Origin of the sequence: Oribacterium sp. P6A1 (assembly GCF_000702885.1) — a bacterium.
In the GTDB taxonomy this organism is placed as follows: Bacteria; Bacillota; Clostridia; order Lachnospirales; family Lachnospiraceae; genus Oribacterium.
In genome coordinates this window covers 1-19,598 of the sequence record NZ_JNKO01000021.1, presented here as the reverse complement: position 1 = coordinate 19,598, position 19,598 = coordinate 1, and the positions used below count along the sequence as shown (strand labels likewise).

Here is a 19,598-nt window from a genome sequence, read left to right as displayed (position 1 = left end):
AAAGGTTGTCACCTGATTATCTCAACAACAAAGTTCGTCATTTCTATGGTCGTTTTGTTTTCCCCGTCCAAAACAGTAAATTCGCATTTTTCCCCGGACGTTTCAAATGCTATCTTCCTCATGCTCAGGTGGCTTTTCGGAAGTTTTGTCAAAACCCAGAGCAGATCCAGCTCACCCAGCGGTTCCGCCACAAAGAGTCCGGTTTCATTACGAAGAGCTTCGAGGTCTATCTCCTTTTTCTGATACATGGTCATGAGGGTATTGGGAAGCATACTGTCTCTGTTCCATCTTAGAAGCTGATCCATGGAAAGAGAACGAATATATTTCTTTATCTCGGAAGTCTTTTCGTCCTGAAGAAATGCGAAAAAGGATGTAACTATCTCAAGATATATCTCATTTCTTTCCCGATTGATGTCTTCCGCCTCAGCATCCTCAGAATCAAGATTAACTCCCTCTTCCTCTATGGCATCAGCTATACTACCGTTCATGGCATAAAAATTCTCGATGCTGAATCTTTTCTCCAGTTCCGGTTTTACCAAAGGCCAAAGCAATACTTTTACCGCATCGCCGAGCTCGTCTCCTGCTTTACGAAGTCTTCGCATGATATCCTGTTCAAAGTTCATCCGTTCAAAACTTTTTATGACGAAGCTGTCTCTCAGCATTTGCTTATACGATTCTGAAACAAAACTTTTTGTAATTATAAGTGCACGCTGCTGGAGTATGGTTATGTCAAGATTCTTATTTATCTCTTCAAGAGACTGAAGATTCTTTCTGGCTTCCTCCGTATCCGCCCCGCTTTCCAGGGCACTCCTTATGGATTCTGCCTCTCTTCTTGCATTTCTCTGTATCTCTTCAAGTTCTTTCTGTTCATCAACCATGAGATTTCTGAACTGTCCCACTATTCTCTCGTATTCATCAACAGTAATCTTCGCAATGTTCTGGCGACAGCGAAGTATAAAATCATACATACTGTGATGCATGTTCCTTAGTCTCGCCACCAGCTCCTTACTTTGGGTAAGAGCTTCTGTATAGTTCTTTCGCTTCATATACTCCTGCATCTTGAAACGGGTGACAGAATAATCAAGTTCCGACTCTATCTCCTTTGATCTGTATAGGAAATCAAATACATCGTCCGTAAGATGATAGGAACCTTTTTCTTCATTGATAAGACGCACCGGCATCTTCTTGAAGTTTTCTGAATCTGCATAATAAGTCTGATATTCAATGAGCTTTCCGTTGTTCTGAAGAACATTGACAACTATGAAGCCGGCGAGCTTAAAGGTATCTATCTCATATTCTTCCGGCACTATCTGGACTATATTATCCAAGAACTCCGCTACGTCTTTTATACTGCAGGTCTGCCTGTCACTTAATGTTCTTTCTTTTATATACAAAAGAACGGCAACCACGAGGTTATTTAAAACATCGTAGTCGCCTTTAAACATTTTCTTTATTTCGTCAGGATAACTTGTAACCGTTATGCTCCTGACTATATCTATAAACTTCATTCTGTTCTGAAAATCCTGAAGCAACTCTTTAATGTCAGAACGAAGCATGTGGTGTCCTCCCTTTTATAATAATTCTGTGAATGTCAAAAATCGCCATAAATCTGAGTTTGTGTCGCTCTCATTCCTTCGGAAATATATGTCTCCTATGCTGATCCGAATGCTCAGGGTTTCAGCTGCGTATAGGATATGATTTCCTGCGGTATCAGTTTGTTCTCTTCAAGTACTGTATCGAGATATATCTGCTCGTCCTCAGTGAACTCTGTTAACAGTTCGCCGAAATCTCTTCCTTTCTTTTTTGAAGACGGACTGTCTTCAAGCAGAGTGCCCTTTGCTCTTTCAAGCATTCTCCTGTATCCTGGAATAAACAGCGAAATATCTAGAGAAGTATTTACTTCTTTGGTTCTTTTAAATATATCGAATCCTTCTCTGTCTATATCTCCCCAGTACAAGAAACTAACCTGAGGTTCACCCATAAATTTTACATACTCTGACAGGGCTCCCTCTTTTTGTGAAATTCTGTTTCCTTCTCCGTAGACAACTCCATCTATCGGAACTCCAAAAAGACTTTTCCACTCATCCTCAAACATGCATCTTCTGATGTTGAACCATATATCTTTATTCTCACAGATAAGGAGGATCATACTGTCTTTTCTCACCGGAATATAATCATGAAAACAGTACTCAGGAGTATCATAAAACCGAAGATCTTCCCGGGATATACCAAGCTTATTGAGAAGTCCTTTTACTCTGCTGTCATTCAGCACCTTCTCACGACCAAACAACTCATAGGATCTTTCTTTCCTCGATATATAATCCCCGTTCCTCTCAGAAAAGAAAAAACTGTTCAGACCATCAATAATTTCCCTGAATTCAAGATATCTTACATGGTCAGCCGTAAGATATCCGCTTTTTAAAAGCACAGGATGAAGCCTGTTAACGGCCTTAATCGTCTCCTCATCCGCCTCTCTCTTAACCAGAATCCTGTACTTTTTATACAAAGGGTATCTGAGATTCCCATTTGTACCGGAGCTTTTCACAGGTTCTATAACCCCGTCAGACTTAAGAGCTTCTATTGTTTCGAATAGTTTTTCCGTATCCGACTGTCTCACCTTTAAAAGTACAGCCAGCTCCTCTGTGACTATACTCTTTTTCCCGTAATTAAACAGACTCTCTTTAATCCCCATATTTCCCGTCCAGTCCACTCCTTCACAATTCATATAACCTCATTTAGAGCCGGGATTAGAGTACATACCCATACGTACAGATTCCCTCCTGTGAACCACTTTCAGACTCTGATTTTTGCTTTTATTACATGCGAAAAAAGCTACGATATAAGCATAAATCAACGTTTATAGACTGCTTATATCGTAGCATAATCCAATCTTAAATTAAAATACGGATTTACCATATTCAGCTGCTTTCATTTTCAAAGCGTTGCAATTTGTAACGTTTTGAAAATGAAGAATGATACAATAAAAGGACGTTAACTACTTTTAGTTAACATCCCTGAACAGTTCATGCAGTTCTTCCGGCTGCATTCGTTCTTTCTTCTTATTCTGCCACTTCCAGAAGGGTAATGTCGAAATTCAGTGCCTTACCCGCAAGTCTGTGGTTTCCGTCAAAGGTAACTGAATCCTCTGTCTTTTCGGTTACGGTAACAGGAAAACGCATTCCCATATCATTCATGAGCATGACATTCTGTCCGATTTCAAGATTTTCAGCACCGGGAATATCTGAGATCTTAGAAACAAGAACTCTCTTTTCATTGTATTCTCCATATGCATCTGCCGGCTCTATATGGATGCTCTTGCTCTCTCCGACTTCCATATCAACAACGATACGGTCAAATCCCGGAATCATCATTCCGACACCTGCAATAAAAGACAATGGCTCATTTCGGTCATATGATGAATCAAACTTGCTTCCGTCATCGAGAGTTCCTGTGTAGTGAACGCTTACGGACTTACCTGCATTCTTACCCTCATAAATAACTCGCATTTCATGGCTTCCGCAGCCGCCGCAACCGCCTCCGCAGCCGCCACATCCCTCTTCACAATCATCTCCGCAACCACCGCAGCTTTCTTCTTCACCATGGTGTCCACAGCCACTGCATCCGCCTTCCTCATGATGCTCTTCATGGTGGTGGTCATGATGGTCGCAATTAACCCCCTGTGACACCAGGTCACCCGCAAGGAACTTTTCAACAACATCATCTGTATTTCCCGATGCTCCTGAAATAACCTCGATACCCATCTCTGCAAGGGCTGCCTGTGCACCGCCGCCCAGACCTCCGCAGATCAGAGTCTCAACCTCTGCGTCCTTAAGAACACCTGCAAGAGCTTCATGACCCGCTGTACCTGATCCAAGAATCTCGCTTGAAACAACCTTTCCATTCTCTACTGTGTAGAGCTTGAACTCCTTTGTTTTTCCGAAATGCTGGAATACCTGACCATTCTCATATGTTACTGCTATCTTCATTTCTGTTCTCCTACTATCCATAACGTTGTATTTTTGCCGCTCTATCTGACATACAGCCGCATATCTGAATGGCTAATCCCTCAAACTGTATTTACCCATAATATCTGACTTATATATTCCGAATTATTTGGCTATATAAACACAAGTTGCCGCCACCCACTCATGCATCAATCAAAAGTCTCATACATGATCTTTTTCAATCAAGCATATAGATTATAAAGTATAAGGTATATATTATTTTTTTGAAAGTAAAATATTAATGCGGAATTCCCATACCCTATGATTCTCCAGAAATCCATAGAACTATTATTGAACTCACCTGTTACTGCCTAATTATCCTTTTAAGTTGTTTATCATGCTATAATAATTCAATAAGAAATAACACACCCTTATCCACAGCTCAAAGATATGAGAAAAAGGATAGAATCAAAGCTGTCCCTTATGAAATTATAGTCAAATATGCAAAAAATTTTTGACGTTTCTCCATCTTACATATCAGGTAATAAAAAGAGCTTCCGGCTCGCCATAAGCAACTGGATGATTACATAGTTAAACTATAGAAAGGAGCTGATGTTTTGACGTTAAAAGAATTTGAAAACATAATAACCAATGGTGAATCTCAAACTGTTGAATTCAAATCATGGATAAATACATCTACGATGAAGGAGCGCATCAGCCTTGCAGTGGATGAATTGATGGCATTTGCGAATGCAAATGGCGGCACGGTATATTTTGGTGTCGAAGATGATGGAACTATAACCGGATGCACAAAATATGATTGCCAAAATCTCATTGAAGCCATTTATGATAAGACACGCCCTCCACTTTTTACAGAAATAGAAGTCATAAAACATACTAAAGGTGATGTATTAGCTATTCATGTTCAACATGATGGAATCACCTATGCCACCACGAGCGGAAAATGCTTGAAGCGACTTGGCAAGAATTCAAAGCCCTACTATCCGGAAGAAATGAGCAATAAATACTCAACAACACAGAACCCAGATTTTTCAGGGCGCATAATAACAGAAAGTACTATCGATGATGTTAATATAATGGAGGTTTATAGTCTTAAAGAAAAGCTACGAGTCAGAGATTCTGAGTCCACTTTACCAAATCTGGATGATATGGCTTTCCTAAAAGATCTTGGCCTGATTAAATATGAAGCAGGTACACCAAAGCTCACTATAGCAGGTTTGCTATTTGTGGGAAAAGAGCAATCACTTATAAGGCTGCTTCCTCAAGCCGAAGTTATATATCTTCATTATTCAATAGACAATCTGGAAGAATATGATGCAAGACTTGATATGAAAGCCCCCATTATTTCTGTTATAGATAGGCTGTCTGAAAGAATCCAAAATTCCAACAGGATAGTAAATGTACAAGTAGGATTATTTAGATTAGAAATAGTTGATTTCTCTGAAAAAGTATTCCAGGAAGCACTACTAAACGCACTATCCCACAGGGATTATCAAAATACATCAGCTATATACGTAAAACATTATCCGGATAAGATTGTAATAGAAAATCCTGGTGGTTTCCCCGAAGGTATAAGTACATCTAACATCATTACACATCCTTCTGTCCCAAGAAACAAATTAATTGCCGAAACATTGCAACGTCTTAAATATGTTCAAAGAACCGGGCAAGGTGTCGATATTATTTTCCGTGAAATGGTTTCTTCTGGAAAACCTTATCCTGAATACAGATCGTATAATGACGCCGTTTCGCTGACAATTTACAGTGCTATTGATGATGTGGAATTTGTTAAATTCATTGCCAAAGAGCAAAATGATCTTCAAAGAAACCTGTCTTTATCAGAATTGATGATACTGAGATATTTGACGGACAATCGCAGGATCTCTTTAAAATCTGCTACAGAATTAGTTCAAAGTACTCGCGATCAAGCCCAGAAAAGCTGCAATAGCCTTATAAAAGATGGCCTTATCGAAGTATCTGGAAAAGAGTATATGCTCACCGCTAGAATGTACGAAGCCATGAAATCTTCTATCGAATACACAAAAGATAAGTCAATACAATATATCAAAGCAAAAGAAATGATACTTGAATACATTGAGGCCAACGGCTCTATCACCAATGAAAAGACTCGTGAATTGTGTGGATTTAGTAAACAGCAGGCAAGAGGAACTCTTGATAAGATGAGAAACGAAGCTTTAATAAGACTGACCGGAGCAGCTCGCTCTGCAAAGTACATAAAATCGAGTGCCACTCGATAAAAACTCGATTTTCACTCGATAATAAACGTTTAGCCTATAGTAGGCCGCATAAATGCTAGCGTTTTACTATGTAAATAGTATCGAGTGCCACTCGATAAAAACTCGATTTTCACTCGGTAATGTTTATTTTGGCATGTATACCAAGAAGAAACAGGAGAGCGAATCTCAAACAGCATTCGCAGAAAACTCAAAACAATGTTCTAGTAATATGAAAGCCCGGTGATATTTTCACCGGGCAATTTACTGGGCAATTTTGTGACCGAAATATGACTGTAAGCGGTTTATTTTTGACCGCTTTAGGACACAAAAAAGGCGGAAATCTCTAGAAATTTCAAGGTTTCTCTAGGATTTCCGCCTTTTCTTTATTCGAGCGCGAGACGGGGGCGCTACATGCCCTTTGGCATGTGCTTAGCGCCGACCGAGACGGCAGGCGAGACGAACCGTAGGTTCGATCCTCGTTGAACGCGAAAAGAGCCTCAGGTCACTCCTGAGGCTCTTGAGAAGCGCGAGACGGGGATCGAACCCGCGATCTTCTCCTTGGCAAGGAGACGTAGTACCACTCTACTACTCGCGCGCTATTAATGTTCGTTCAACTTTCATTTCTGTGAAGAACGAAAACATTATACAAAAGATAATGAAAACCAGTGTGAATGTTATCGCTGAGATTCAGTATCTTGAGTGCCCAGAACCGGAATCGAACCAGTGACACGAGGATTTTCAGTCCTCTGCTCTACCAACTGAGCTATCTGGGCAACAGAGCGGGTGATGGGAATCGAACCCACATGTTCAGCTTGGAAGGCTGACATTCTACCATTGAACTACACCCGCGAAGGCTTTTCGCGAACCACTTATCGGTGACGCGAGTGTTATAATACACAACTGAAAAGCCTTTGTCAACAAAAAATATTATTTTTTTTAAAATTCTCAGATGCTCCACGCAGCTCCCTGAGTCTGAAGTTCCAGCATCCGGCCGAAGATACTGTTGGAATCCTGCTTCAGCGTCACAGGATTTCCTTCCTCTGCCACACGTCCATTCTTAAGAACCACCACCTTGTCAGCCTTCTCCACAGTTCTCATTCTGTGAGCTATAACAAGCACTGTTTTATTTCTCAGAAGCCTCGACAACGCACTCTGGACCTTTGTTTCATTTTCCACATCAAGCGAAGCTGTTGCCTCATCCAAAAGGACGATGGGCGCATTTTTAAGAAGGGCTCTGGCGATGGATATCCTCTGCCTCTCACCTCCCGAAAGCTTCGTGCCGTTTTCTCCTATCCTGGTGTTATAGCCCTCCGGAAGCTTTTTCACGAACTCATCACAGTTCGCCGCCCGGGCCGCGTTCAGAACCTCTTCATCCGATGCACCGTGCTTTCCAAGGCGAATGTTTTCCATTACCGTATCATCAAAAAGCATACTTTTTAGATCTGCTCCATCACATTGACCATCTCGATGGCTCCCACCGCACAGTCATAGCCTTTGTTTCCGGCCTTGCTTCCGGCTCTTGAGATAGCCTGCTCGATGTTGTCGGTTGTGAGGATTCCGAACATAACAGGAAGCCCTGTCTCCAGTGACACCTGTGCAACACCCTTTGATACCTCATTGCATACATAATCATAGTGGCTGGTCTGTCCTCTGATAACAGCTCCGAGAGCGATGACAGCATCATACTTGCCGCTTTTTGCCATCTTCTTTACAACTGCGGGTATTTCAAAGGCTCCCGGCACCCAGGCAGCTGTGATATTGTCGCTTTCTACCCCGTGACGTACCAGACCGTCCACAGCTCCCCCAAGAAGCTTATTTACGATAATCTCATTGAATCTCGCTGCCACGATTCCAACCTTCATGCCTTCCTTTGCTACAAGCTTTCCCTCTAAAACATTGATCTCATTCATTTTATTTTCTTCCTTTCTGATTACTCTTTTATTATTTAAAAGTACCACTACAGATATTCAACTATTACGCAATTAACAGTTTGGGTACATTAATAACCTTTTTATTTCCGCAATACTTCTGAATATACTTCTTTATCACCAAATCCTATGCATAGACACCTTTAGTCTTTCATAATCTCAGTCTCATATTATGATATGAGTGTCAAAATCCGACATCGAATCCTTCCTTGCATAGCGCTCTCACGCGCAGGTAGAATCTGCCTGAGTTCCCTTATCCTCGATCCCATCATCTCCCTCAAGATCTATGGCCTTGAAAATATGTCCCATCTTAGTCATCTTAGTTCTTAAATATCTTCTGTCATAAATCTGAGCCGGTATCTCGATAGGTACGCGTTCACTGATGGTCAGACCGAAATCCGACAGTGAATATACCTTATCCGGATTGTTGGTGAGAAGCCTCAGGGACTTAACCCCAAGATCCTTCAGAATCTGTGCCCCTACCCAGTACTCCCGGAGGTCCGGTGCAAAACCGAGCTTGACATTGGCCTCAACAGTATCGTAGCCCTGTTCCTGAAGGGCATAGGCTTTTATCTTGTTGATAAGACCGATGCCACGCCCCTCCTGTCGCATGTAAAGGACTATCCCCCGGCCTTCCTTTTCAATCCGCTCCATGGATTTTTCAAGCTGAAGTCCGCAGTCACATCGCAGGGACCCGAAGGTATCTCCCGTGAGGCACTCTGAATGAACTCTGCAAAGCACATCCTTTCCGTCACCGATATCCCCCTTCACCAGAGCCACATGATGCTCTCCGGTGATGTCATTGATATATCCATACATCCTGAAATCACCGTATTTTGTAGGAAGCTTGGCAACAGCCTCCTGAACCACATGCTTCTCATTGATGCGGATATAAGTCTGGAGATCCTTTATGGTTATGAAACTGAGATCATACTTATCGGCAAGCTCCCAAAGCTCCTCACTCTGCATCATGGTACCGTCTTCCGCCATGATCTCACAGCAGACACCGCACTCAGTAAGCCCCGCAAGCCTCATAAGATCCACCGTCGCCTCAGTATGTCCGTTTCTTGTAAGCACTCCGCCCCTTCTTGCAATCAACGGAAATACATGTCCCGGTCTTCTGAAATCCGTGGGCTTTGAGTCACCTGCCGCAAGCCTCCGCATGGTGAGGCCTCTCTCCTTTGCCGAGATTCCCGTTGTGGTATCAACATGGTCCACCGATACCGTAAATGCTGTCTCATGATTATCAGTATTTTCGATGACCATCGGGGGAAGTCCCAGTCGTCCGGCATGCTTCTGGCTTATGGGTGTACAGATAAGCCCCTTGGCGAAGCTTGCCATGAAATTGATATTCTCCTGTGTTGCAAACTCAGCCGCACAGATCATGTCGCACTCATTTTCCCTCTCTGGATCATCCGAGCAGAGAATGATCTTCCCGTTCCTTAAATCCTCCAGCGCCTTTTCGATACTTGCATAATGTTTCTCCATTTATATTTACCTCCCATTTTCCCTTTTTGCAGCCCATTAATAACGTCAGCCTATACTTTTCATATCCCGTATTTCTCCAGAAATTCCATGGTGATTCCGCACCGGCCACCACCATAATTCCCATCGGCCTCTATAGAGTCATCACTTCTCCCGGACCCTGATATTCCTCCGGAAAAATCCTTTGCGCCGGTTTCTGCATCAATTTTTCCTGTTCTTCCGTAACCAAGCCCCAGGAGCTTCTCCACGTATTTTCCGACAGAATCATTTTCAAGATTCACTCTGTCCCCGGGCCTTCTTGATGCCAATGTTGTCTCCTGCATGGTATGCGGAATGATGGACACCTTGAAAACCGTTTCGTCAACGTATGCCACCGTAAGACTGATTCCGTCTATGGCTATGGAGCCTTTCTCGATTATGTATCTCAAAATCCGGGAAGGTGCCTTTATGGTGAACCACACCGCATTCTCTTCATTTTTAACTTCCTGCACAACTCCGGTCCCGTCTATATGTCCGGATACTATATGTCCACCGAATCTTCCGTTTGCCGCCATGGCCCGTTCCAGATTTACATGGTCCTGCTGCTTCGCTGCGGACAGAGAACTTCTCCTGACGGTTTCCGCCATTATATCCACTGAAAATCCGTCATCGTAAAGCTCCGTCACAGTAAGACATATCCCGTTCACTGCTATGCTGTCGCCAATCACTGTTCCCTCCAGCACCTTCCTGCACTGAACCTCTATCCTTCCGGAGCTCCCTCTGATATCCAGTTTTCGGATGCTGCCTCTTTCCTCTACTATTCCTGTAAACATCTGAAATGCCTCTTCTCCCTAAACATCATGATTTCCAGCCGCCTCAGGTAACCTGTACCTGAGAAGTATGTCCTCTCCGATCCGTTCCATATCTTTCAGGCTGAATTGATAGGCATTCTCAGGATCAGTAACCCCGGTACCCATGACCGGTGATTTAGCATTGCCGCCAAATATCTTCGGTGCCACAAAGACGTCAATTTCATTCACGATCCCCGCTTTTAACGCACTCTCATTCAGGCTTCCTCCGCCTTCTAAAAGAATACTGTCCAGCCCCTTTTCTCCAAGAAAAGCCATAAGCTTTTTTAGATCCACTTTGTCAGATATTCCGGAATTCTCTGAATGATTTTCACTTTGAACAGGGACACCTTCATGAACTATTTGCCGTATCTTTTCAGTTTCCGAATATGCTTTCCTATTTGTCGGAAAATTAATAATCTCGACTTTGGCATCCAACAGAGAAAGAATTTTCTCTTTATAACCATGCGTCACCGCATTTGTCTTATTGTCAGATGAACAATCTGCTGAAATTCCGGAGACAATATCCTTTGTGATTTCCCCTTCCGGTATCTCCCTGATACCGCATGAAACTATAGTTCTGTATTCCTTCGCAGACCTCACTATCTGCGAATCCAAAGGAATTCTCAGCCTGCTGTCACATATGATCCGTACAGGAGATTTGCCTCCCTCTATCCTCGAGTTAAGCATGGGATCATCTTGAAGAACCGTACCTATCCCCGCCATGATTCCCATTGCTGCATGACGCATTACATGAACCCTCTCCCTGGCTTCCCCACCGGTTATCCATTTGGACCTGCCGGTTTTTGTTGCGATCTTACCATCCATGGTCATGGCATATTTCATGGTGACATATGGTCTTTTGGTCGTGATATAGTGAAAAAATACCGGGTTCAGTTCATCACATTCATCCCTAAGAAAATCCTCAACAACTTCCACTCCATGCTGCCGGAGAAATTCTGCTCCTTTACCTGATACCAGGGGATTCGGATCTCTTGAACCGATAAATACTTTTCTGATACCGGAAGAAATTATGGCCTCGGTACAGGGAGGCTGTTTTCCATGATGACAACAGGGTTCCAGTGTCACATATATAGTCGCACCTTCTGCGGACTCTTTCAGATTACGGATAGCATTCCTTTCCGCATGAAGATCCCCGTATCTCTCGTGGTAACCTTCACCTATTATGCGTCCATCTTTGACTATAACTGCTCCAACCAGAGGATTGGGATGGCACCAGCCTTCACCCTTCTTTGCAAGAGCGATGGCCCGACGCATATAATCCTGACTTTCCAAATGGACTCCTCTCCGATCTTCGATGGAGATTTCCTGTGATGATCCGATTCCGGCATGGAATTTTAGATAAGTCATAAGCTTCTATTGCCTATGCTTAGTGTGATAAGAAACTGCTTTATCTTCTTCAGCAGCTAAAAACACCCCGAAACATCACGTTCCGGGGGTGTATAACTATACCAAAAGATAAAACTGTTCTTTAATCGTATATCTTATCTTCTTCCATCCAGACTTTACTGTCGGCCCCGGAATCAAACCGGATCATGCCATAAGGCTCGCGGGCTATACCGCCGATAAGGAATTTCACCTTTCCCCGAAGATCAATATGTAATTATTAAATGATTATTATAAAAAAATTTTCTTTTCCGAAAATCATCATATACCCATTCATAAAAAAAGTAAATGATTTTTTCCATTCCAATCATTTTAAGAGTCTTTGCTAATATCAGTATAGAAATGGTACTGAACAATCAAAACGCATAGCGCTAAGCATTGAAACGATGATATTCATTATTTTTTCAAAAGACTTTATTTTCAGTACCATTTCAGCTAACGGCTGTATTATGAGTCCTGTCAGATGAAACAGATCTGACAAACGAAGTTTTTTCATACTACTCCGCCGGAGGATAACCCTACTCCTCCGGCAAACCCTCAAAAAATTATCAAAAATCACGAACAGGACCCCCGAACTAATCAGAAACTTAGTCCGGAGGTCCGCTTTTTTATGTCAGTCTCACATTGGTTTCGTTATATCCGTGAGACTATGAGCCTCTAGTATGACAAACTGCCACATATATGCTCTTTAAGTTTTTTGATTCATTCTTTTCTCTATCTCATTCAAATCCAGATTACCAAAAAGTGAAGTGCAGAGCTCATCATATTCCTTCCAGGCATCTGTATCCGAAAGCTCGTCTGAAAGTATGTCTCTTATGCTTTCATAGTACCATCCCTGAAAGTCAGGGTCCGTTTGATTGAATCTCTCCCAAAAGGATTCTTTGTTGTCTTCGTGGTCTCTTACTGAAGCACGAATATTGGAAAGTTTATCCCCCAGACAAATAATCTTTGAATCCCTATCGGATTTTCTGAGCTGTTCTATGGTTTCCTTTTTACGCACAGCCCATGTATGCTTCTTCGACTGGTCACGCCTCTTATCCTCAGTCTCTCCCTGAACAAGATCTGCAACCCTTGATCCGAAACGTTCCTTTATATCCTCGTAACCGTACTCTGTATCTTCTATGACATCATGAAGCAGCGCAGCAATTATAACATCCTCGTCTTCGGTTATAGCCGCTACTATCATTGAACACTCAATAGGATGAATGATATACGGAATATCCACTCCCTTCCGCAGCTGTTTCCTATGCGCAAATGCCGCGAAATTCATCGCTTCATAATATCTTTTTCCGGCAAAGAACTTCACCATGGCTTCTCCTCCTTCAACGAATCCAAAGGATGTGAGTACTACCGACTAACAGGATCACTTAATCGGATATCATGATCCATCATCGGAACGATCCGTATTAATACATAACAGATTATACATATAAGTCTAACTTATACTTTTCGTTTTGAAAAATAAAATAATAAATTTTTAGACCTGCTATTCCTGCTGCTTCTTCCCACTGTCCTCTTTATCTTTCTGATCCTCCGATGATACTCCCGTATCCTCCGCCTCCATGGACTCGTCTTCGACCACTCCCGGCTTTACACTTACACTCATTCCCTCCGGCAGATTTACATCCTCCTTAGGGAAAGCCTTAACCGTATAATAATTTTCATCGTCACTATCCTGCCGGATACCTATTACGCTTCCGTAAATCTTTATATCTCGTATCAGGAAAGTCAGCTTCTTTCCCGGAAATATTTCAGAAAGAAGCTCCTTCTCTACTCTGAACAGAACATATTTTACCGAAGTTTCCTCCAGTTCAAACAATGTATCTCCCGGGGCAACTTCCTGCTCCTTCCTGACCTTTATCTCACCTATTCTGCCATCCGCCGGTGCCTTTACCAAAGCATTGTCAGCGGCAGTTTCATATTTTGATTTTGCATCCTCGGATATGCGTATGGCTTCGTTAAGTTCTTCGTTTGCAAGATTTACCATATCCACAACCTGCTGATAAGCCTCTGCATTCATCTCACCTGTATTAAATGCAGGAGTGATCCTGTTTAATTCGGAAACAGCAGAAGAAGCTTTTACTCTTGCTTCCGTCACTTTAAATACAGTTTCATCCCATACGCTCTTCGCCTCTTCAACCTCTTTTCTGTTATCTATCAGTAATATGGCATCGCCTTTCAGTACCTTTCTTCCCTTATTGGCATAAACCTGAAAGACCTTACCTGTGACCAATGAGTCAACAGTGAATGCTTCGGAACTCTCCACACGTCCGCTGAATGTCATTTCAGAAACAACCTGCTTTTTAGTATCTGAACCGGTCTCTGCACCTGCTGCCGGGGCCAATACTTCCAGCCTGACATAGTGATACCCATAAAACGCCGTCAATCCCACAAGAATCACCAATATGAATATGAGTATTCTCTTCTTCATAACTTAAGATCCTTTCCCCAATAATCTTAAAATACGATTCCTGCTTTAAAATAAAACATTCTTACCCCAACATCTTTTTCATATATATAATTCGTATGGTTTATCCGCCAATATAACATTAAATTAAAAAAACTCTCCCCTGCCGGTTTTTTCCGACAAAGGAGAGTGTGATTTTAAATATTGCTTAGTTTGCTGCTGCACCGGTAGGCATCTCAGGTGGCTGCTGTCCGTTTGCTCCATCCGGAGGAGTCTGTCCGTCACCGGGCATACCCATAGGAGCGCCGCCCTGGCCATTACCCTGAGCATCACCTTCCGGCTTCTCAGGTGGCTGCTGTCCATCACTCATACCTGCCGGTGCCTGGCCGTCTGCCGGTGCCTGACCATCGCCGGGCTTTCCTGAAGGAGCTTCACCCTGCTGAGGGCCACCCTGGCCATCCTCAGGTCTCTGACCCTTACTGTCATCCGAAGCTTCACTCTTGTAGGCTTCTACAGCTGTGCCCTTTGACTCTGTTCCCTCGGAATAAGCTTCACCGTTTACGTAAAGCGTAAATCCGTCAAGATCGATGGCATCCTCATCACAGGTAAGACTTGTGATATATGAATCCCCTGTAAGTGTCCATGTGGAATCATCCGAAATTTCTACATAAACAGCTCCGGCTACGCCATCTGTATTGATGGAACCTGAGTAGAGTGTTCCGTCATTGAGATACATATTAAGTGTTGAAATGCTGTCAACTATAGTATTTCCTTCAAAATTCTGCTTTGCGGCTGTAAATGTAACCTGGCCGCCGTTAGAGCCTTCTCTTCCCCAGCCTGCTGCCTCGATACGAAGGAAGTCATCACTTGCGTATGTAAAGTCCACATCCTCGATTTCAATCTCAGCCTTTGTGTTGTTGATATAGAACATGCCGCCGTTCTTATTAATCAAAGAACCGCCTGTCATCCTGAATGAAGCCGTTCCTTCATCAGCATCACCTGACATTGACTGGTAGAGCATTACTGCCTGATATACCGATGATTTATCACTGTTCTTCGTGACATTGTTAGCGGTAAGAGAAACATTATCCAATGTGACTGAATTCTTTCCTTCCACAACGATGCCCTGAGCTGAATTTGAAACAAGCTCTGCATCCTTTACAGTGATATCGGCTGTTGAGTAAACAGCAGGTGATCCCTTACCGTTTGCTTCATAGTAACCTCCTGTTACATTAACAGTTCCACCGCCTCTGTCGGAACGGATAGCTGCCGATGAACCTCCCTGTGTGATGACATCAAGATTTTCGGCATTCATGGTACCGCCGCCTGTTGTCATAAGACCGCCTGAATTATTGGAAGTGGTTCTGATCTTTGAATCGGAGATGTTTACTGTTGTACCCTCTCCGTAGCTGAATACCGCATTGGCATGACTGCCGTCTGTTGTGATTTCAGCATTCTTTATAGTGAGTGTTGCTCCGTTCTCAGCAAAAACAGCCGCATTCTCGCCATAGAAATCAGCCTCTTCGCTGTTTGAATCGCCTGTCTTTTTTACTTCAATGTTTTCGTATTCTGCATCCTCACCGTCAGCATGGATTGCATGTCCGCCATCCTCGTTGTTCTCATAGGTTTCTTTTACAGACTCAGTCTTTGACTCCATAGCCGGAGTCTCTGCATCAATCTTCCCTTCTGTTGCTTCCACTGTAGTCTCTGCAGTTTTATTTGATCCGCAGGCTGCTACATTTGCAGCAAGCATTGATGCCGCCATTACCAATAGTAATTTTCTCTTCATATAATATTCTCTCTTTCCTAAAGGTCAGCCCTGTGGATCCATCAGGCTTTGGGCTGCCTGTACAAGTCAGGTTTTCACTGAAACCATGACAAATATCTAAGTTTTTTTAGAAACGGTTTTTGTTTCTGACATTGGTCATATTAGCCCTAATAGCTTAAATGAGTCTGAAAACTGTAATTAAATTTGAAAATATGATGTGGGAGTCAAAAAGTTGACATAAAATCGCATCCATGAGTGTAGATTTATGACACTTATATTGTTTTATATTTCTGTGTAAATCTCCGATATAAGTATAGAACACTCATTGTTTAGGTTTTTTCTTTGACCATTCAAAAGCCTTTTGGGGTTTTACAGATAAATTATGAAAGTTGCAAAAATCAACCATATAGGTTTCAGCTTAAAAGAAAAAATCATGTGGGCCACTACCGTAGTGGCTCTGTTAATAGTGTTTTCTGTTTCTTTATATTTCAGTTATGCGACTTACAGTTCCATGGTTGTAAGGGGAGAAGCTTTTGTTTCCGAGCGCTCCGATATGATGAAACAGCGTATCATGTCCAATCTTGATTCTAAATTTGCAGTGCTGGACTATATTGCTTCGCTACCGGAAGTATACGGTATGGATAAAGTGACCCAGCAGGGATATCTGAGCGAAAAGGTTGATTCCGTGGGATTTGAATATATGTTCGTAGTAAATAATGATAAAGAACCCTTTTTTATTAACAGCGGTACTGACTATGATCTTTATGACGAAGATATTTTCAAATTCGCTGTTTCAAACTACAGATATATCTCTGATCCATATTACGACCAAAAGAATAATGCCCCATTAGCAACCTTATGTGTGTCTATATATGATGAGGATGATCAAAAAGTTGGTGCTTTATGCGGCGCTCTAAACCTGAATGTCCTATATTCGGAAATTAAAAATATGTACAGTACAGGAATAATTGCCGCTATCACACAAAACGGTGAATATGTCCTCTATGAAGATGTAGCCTCAGTAATAGCCCAGGACAATGCACTGGACACTTTCTCTGATTCCCCTGTGGTAGTTGATTTTATTTCTAAAGGACTTCACAGCCCCAAAACTATTTCCAGTCATCTGGGGTACCATGATGATGTTTATTACGTCGGAATGTCCGACTTGAATTATTGTCACTGGAAAATCATATATATCATGAAGGATGACCTGATCATGCGCGGCGTTTGGAACATTCTGGTGGTTCAATCAGTGTCCATCATTATGATGATTCTTGCTTTTATCCTGATTTTCAGGCATCAGTATTGGGCTATTAAGACAAAGTCCATGGCATACACAGATGACCTTACAGGTCTCGGAAATGCACAGAAGTGCCATGAGATGCTTAATTATTTCAATGAGTTGGAAGACAACACCATGTTGATATGCTTTGACTTGAATAAGTTTAAAGAAATCAATGACACCCTCGGCCATCAAATGGGAGATGAAGCATTAAAAGTTTTTTCAAACTGTTTAAAGATCAGCTTCGGAACCGAAGGATTTATAGGCAGAATAGGCGGCGATGAATTTATTTCCATTCTTTCAGGTGATGTTCATAAAAAGTATGAGATTTCACTCACAAAACTTAACGAAGCAATAGAACATGAAAATAATTCTGAAAATTCATCTTTCAAACTGTCTGTTTCCCATGGCATATCCATCCGAGAGTCCGGCAATACACCATATAAATCCATTAATGCCATGTATTATGAAGCTGATAAGAACATGTACGAGAACAAAAAAATCTATCATGACAGTTTAAGCTCTACTGATCTGACATGAGTGTCAGGAGTCGATATAGGACTGCTTCAAGCTTTATGCTCACGTGGGATAAGACTTACACTATGATGTTGAATATAATCTATGATTAAACTACAATAATTATAACTACATTTGAAGGCAGGTGATGATATGGCAGGTAATATTAACAATATTTCAAAAAAGAAAGCTCTGGATTATTTAAATGAGAAGCTGAAAGAAAAAAGCATTAAAGAAATTACTGATTTCATGTACGAAATTGTATTCTGGGGCAAAGATATCTCCATGGAAAACAATGATATTTTTTATTACTGCAGAGCCTACAATATCATTTCATATGGCGTCGAACATAACGTAACCAATGTAATGCATGACTATGTTGAAGAACATGAATCAAGAATTATATATCGTGCCTATTCCAAAGTTATCTCCAGGTTTCCAAAGGGTATCCCTAACGATACTCCGCTATTTTCAGAGTTGCTGGATACTCAGCTGAAAATAGAAGTTGCTGAAGCTGAAGCTGAGGAAGAAAAGGCTCACTCTTCTTTCCTCGGAAAATTAAATAAACTCTTCAAAAAGTAATCTGCAGATTTACTGTTATGTGCAGTTATATACTGTTTTTAACTGCTGTCCTATTTCACATAAAAAGCTGAGATTCCATCATTCCGGAACCTCAGCTTTTTTACATTAAGTGTTATGACCCGTGGCAGATTCCGTAGGATTCTGCTATATGGCGCCAGACATCACATAAGAACCTTATGTCAATTTTCACATGGATCTGTCAATCAACTCTCTGTCTGACGGATTGGCTACGGAGAGCTCCAATTCTCTTACGTATCCATGACGAAACACATTTACCAGAGTATACATCTGTGTAACTTTACTTTTTAAATTTATACAGTCTCCGACTCTTGATACCAGTTCAACATCGCCCTGACACATATCCACAATTGAGAAAAATTTCATCGGATTTTCAATTTCTCTGACTTTCATAGTTTTACCCCTCTATGTTACAAAACCGGCAGAATCTCGTAGCATTTCCATTAATTATGTCTGTATTTTTGTCTACTCCGATACTATATACCACCTATTATCACAGTACTGTCACACTTCATTATAGATAAAAAAACAGTCGAGCCTTAATATTCAGGCATTCGACTGTTTCCTTTTTATCTGCAGCTTCTGTAGGAACTGTTACTGCAATAACCGATTCCTGCGCATCCTCTGTAATTCCTGGTGGTACAATACGCACCTGCTCCGTTTCCGTTACCCCGGTAACAAGCTTCGTAATTTCCTGCACAATATGCGCCATATTCCGAAGTCTCGTCACAAACGTAATCGTTACAATAATTTGCTGCATAATTATGACTATTCCCGTGATATGCAAATGCCGATAATGTTGCAGCCATGGTAAAAGCAGCTGTAGCCATCATAATTCCAAGTTTCTTCATATTTTGTCCTTCCTCTCTTTAACATTTGAACATATTTTCATATTTTGACTTGTTCTTTACTAGAATAACACATTGAGGAAAAAATGGGTGTTATTCCGCAATATTTAACACTTTCTTAATATAATTGATAGCTATTATATTGCGCGCAAACATGCGATTACAAAAAACAGGTGTATATCCTGCCGCTTTTTCTGTTCTATGTCATTATTTGAATACAAAAAAGTCCCGATGTAACCATCGGAACTTCTAAAGCTTTTATCTATATTAGGTATCGTCTCTTGAAAACTGTACACCACATTTTATAAGTTATTCTCAGTAATCCATC

15 protein-coding genes, 3 tRNA genes, 1 pseudogene and 1 riboswitch are annotated in these 19,598 nt (G+C 41.7%); of the genes and pseudogenes, 3 read left to right on the top strand and 16 right to left on the bottom strand.

Annotated features, from left to right (window positions below; genetic code table 11):
• Positions 1-8 precede the first annotated feature (8 nt).
• The 3 genes from T515_RS12190 to T515_RS18480 all read right to left on the bottom strand — a co-directional run bounded on the left by T515_RS12190 (position 9) and on the right by T515_RS18480 (position 3,986).
• On the bottom strand, positions 9-1,556 hold the full coding sequence (locus tag T515_RS12190; RefSeq protein WP_036611560.1) for a hypothetical protein: 1,548 nt from the start codon (positions 1,554-1,556) through the stop codon (positions 9-11).
• Between the two features lie 113 nt (positions 1,557-1,669).
• The gene (locus T515_RS12185; protein ID WP_036611557.1) at positions 1,670-2,725 is read right to left on the bottom strand and encodes a Wadjet anti-phage system protein JetD domain-containing protein; all 1,056 of its coding nucleotides are present in this window, start codon (positions 2,723-2,725) and stop codon (positions 1,670-1,672) included.
• Between the two features lie 334 nt (positions 2,726-3,059).
• Positions 3,060-3,986 carry an FKBP-type peptidyl-prolyl cis-trans isomerase gene (locus T515_RS18480; protein ID WP_036611554.1) on the bottom strand — a complete coding sequence of 309 codons (927 nt, stop codon included), beginning with the start codon at positions 3,984-3,986 and terminating at the stop codon, positions 3,060-3,062.
• 575 nt (positions 3,987-4,561) lie between these two features.
• Between T515_RS18480 and T515_RS12175 the strand changes: the two genes are divergently transcribed.
• Entirely contained in the window at positions 4,562-6,223 is a 1,662-nt protein-coding gene (locus T515_RS12175; protein ID WP_051671701.1) for an RNA-binding domain-containing protein, read from the top strand.
• Between the two features lie 502 nt (positions 6,224-6,725).
• Here T515_RS12175 and T515_RS12170 read toward each other — a convergent pair.
• The 11 genes and pseudogenes from T515_RS12170 to T515_RS12120 all read right to left on the bottom strand — a co-directional run bounded on the left by T515_RS12170 (position 6,726) and on the right by T515_RS12120 (position 16,045).
• Positions 6,726-6,797: transfer RNA gene (locus T515_RS12170), tRNA-Gly, on the bottom strand.
• Positions 6,798-6,902: 105 nt separating this feature from the next.
• Positions 6,903-6,975, bottom strand: a tRNA-Phe gene (locus T515_RS12165).
• 5 nt (positions 6,976-6,980) lie between these two features.
• Positions 6,981-7,051 (bottom strand) — tRNA-Gly (locus T515_RS12160).
• 96 nt (positions 7,052-7,147) lie between these two features.
• Positions 7,148-7,630 (bottom strand): annotated as a pseudogene (locus T515_RS12155) (ATP-binding cassette domain-containing protein); the annotation flags it as partial.
• Positions 7,631-7,638: 8 nt separating this feature from the next.
• Complete coding sequence (gene ribH, locus T515_RS12150) at positions 7,639-8,112, bottom strand: 6,7-dimethyl-8-ribityllumazine synthase (protein WP_036611549.1); 474 nt, start codon at positions 8,110-8,112, stop codon at positions 7,639-7,641.
• 240 nt (positions 8,113-8,352) lie between these two features.
• Entirely contained in the window at positions 8,353-9,618 is a 1,266-nt protein-coding gene (locus T515_RS12145; protein ID WP_051671700.1) for a bifunctional 3,4-dihydroxy-2-butanone-4-phosphate synthase/GTP cyclohydrolase II, read from the bottom strand.
• 59 nt (positions 9,619-9,677) lie between these two features.
• Positions 9,678-10,427 carry a riboflavin synthase gene (locus tag T515_RS12140; RefSeq protein WP_036611546.1) on the bottom strand — a complete coding sequence of 250 codons (750 nt, stop codon included), beginning with the start codon at positions 10,425-10,427 and terminating at the stop codon, positions 9,678-9,680.
• A gap of 18 nt (positions 10,428-10,445) precedes the next feature.
• Complete coding sequence (ribD, locus tag T515_RS12135) at positions 10,446-11,738, bottom strand: bifunctional diaminohydroxyphosphoribosylaminopyrimidine deaminase/5-amino-6-(5-phosphoribosylamino)uracil reductase RibD (protein WP_155988374.1); 1,293 nt, start codon at positions 11,736-11,738, stop codon at positions 10,446-10,448.
• Positions 11,739-11,945: 207 nt separating this feature from the next.
• Positions 11,946-12,060, bottom strand: a riboswitch (FMN riboswitch).
• A 477-nt stretch (positions 12,061-12,537) separates the two neighbouring features.
• Positions 12,538-13,158, bottom strand: a complete 621-nt coding sequence (locus T515_RS12130) for an HD domain-containing protein (RefSeq protein ID WP_036611544.1) — start codon at positions 13,156-13,158, stop codon at positions 12,538-12,540.
• A gap of 177 nt (positions 13,159-13,335) precedes the next feature.
• On the bottom strand, positions 13,336-14,280 hold the full coding sequence (locus tag T515_RS12125; protein WP_036611542.1) for an efflux RND transporter periplasmic adaptor subunit: 945 nt from the start codon (positions 14,278-14,280) through the stop codon (positions 13,336-13,338).
• A gap of 184 nt (positions 14,281-14,464) precedes the next feature.
• A complete protein-coding gene (locus T515_RS12120) occupies positions 14,465-16,045 on the bottom strand; it encodes a proline-rich domain-containing protein (protein WP_197026443.1) in 1,581 nt (526 codons plus the stop codon).
• Between the two features lie 361 nt (positions 16,046-16,406).
• Between T515_RS12120 and T515_RS16775 the strand changes: the two genes are divergently transcribed.
• Both T515_RS16775 and T515_RS12110 read left to right on the top strand, forming a co-directional pair.
• Positions 16,407-17,846 (top strand): sensor domain-containing diguanylate cyclase, encoded by a 1,440-nt coding sequence (locus T515_RS16775; RefSeq protein ID WP_051671699.1) that lies wholly within the window; start codon positions 16,407-16,409, stop codon positions 17,844-17,846.
• A gap of 129 nt (positions 17,847-17,975) precedes the next feature.
• Complete coding sequence (locus T515_RS12110; RefSeq protein ID WP_036611540.1) at positions 17,976-18,404, top strand: hypothetical protein; 429 nt, start codon at positions 17,976-17,978, stop codon at positions 18,402-18,404.
• Between the two features lie 186 nt (positions 18,405-18,590).
• On the opposite strand, the gene T515_RS12105 is transcribed toward T515_RS12110, so the two are convergent.
• Positions 18,591-18,815: a hypothetical protein gene (locus tag T515_RS12105; RefSeq protein ID WP_036611538.1), complete on the bottom strand. Its 225-nt coding sequence runs from the start codon at positions 18,813-18,815 to the stop codon at positions 18,591-18,593.
• A gap of 176 nt (positions 18,816-18,991) precedes the next feature.
• The gene (locus tag T515_RS12100; protein WP_036611536.1) at positions 18,992-19,273 is read right to left on the bottom strand and encodes a hypothetical protein; all 282 of its coding nucleotides are present in this window, start codon (positions 19,271-19,273) and stop codon (positions 18,992-18,994) included.
• Positions 19,274-19,598: the final 325 nt, after the last annotated feature.

Coding starts and splice junctions, on each gene's coding strand:
- T515_RS12190 (WP_036611560.1), bottom strand. CDS start 1,556: ATGCTTCGTTCTGACATTAAAGAGTTGCTTCAGGATTTTCAGAACAGA.
- T515_RS12185 (WP_036611557.1), bottom strand. CDS start 2,725: ATGAATTGTGAAGGAGTGGACTGGACGGGAAATATGGGGATTAAAGAG.
- T515_RS18480 (WP_036611554.1), bottom strand. CDS start 3,986: ATGAAGATAGCAGTAACATATGAGAATGGTCAGGTATTCCAGCATTTC.
- ribH (WP_036611549.1), bottom strand. CDS start 8,112: ATGAATGAGATCAATGTTTTAGAGGGAAAGCTTGTAGCAAAGGAAGGC.
- T515_RS12145 (WP_051671700.1), bottom strand. CDS start 9,618: ATGGAGAAACATTATGCAAGTATCGAAAAGGCGCTGGAGGATTTAAGG.
- T515_RS12140 (WP_036611546.1), bottom strand. CDS start 10,427: ATGTTTACAGGAATAGTAGAGGAAAGAGGCAGCATCCGAAAACTGGAT.
- T515_RS12130 (WP_036611544.1), bottom strand. CDS start 13,158: ATGGTGAAGTTCTTTGCCGGAAAAAGATATTATGAAGCGATGAATTTC.
- T515_RS12125 (WP_036611542.1), bottom strand. CDS start 14,280: ATGAAGAAGAGAATACTCATATTCATATTGGTGATTCTTGTGGGATTG.
- T515_RS12120 (WP_197026443.1), bottom strand. CDS start 16,045: ATGAAGAGAAAATTACTATTGGTAATGGCGGCATCAATGCTTGCTGCA.
- T515_RS16775 (WP_051671699.1), top strand. CDS start 16,407: ATGAAAGTTGCAAAAATCAACCATATAGGTTTCAGCTTAAAAGAAAAA.
- T515_RS12110 (WP_036611540.1), top strand. CDS start 17,976: ATGGCAGGTAATATTAACAATATTTCAAAAAAGAAAGCTCTGGATTAT.
- T515_RS12105 (WP_036611538.1), bottom strand. CDS start 18,815: ATGAAAGTCAGAGAAATTGAAAATCCGATGAAATTTTTCTCAATTGTG.
- T515_RS12100 (WP_036611536.1), bottom strand. CDS start 19,273: ATGAAGAAACTTGGAATTATGATGGCTACAGCTGCTTTTACCATGGCT.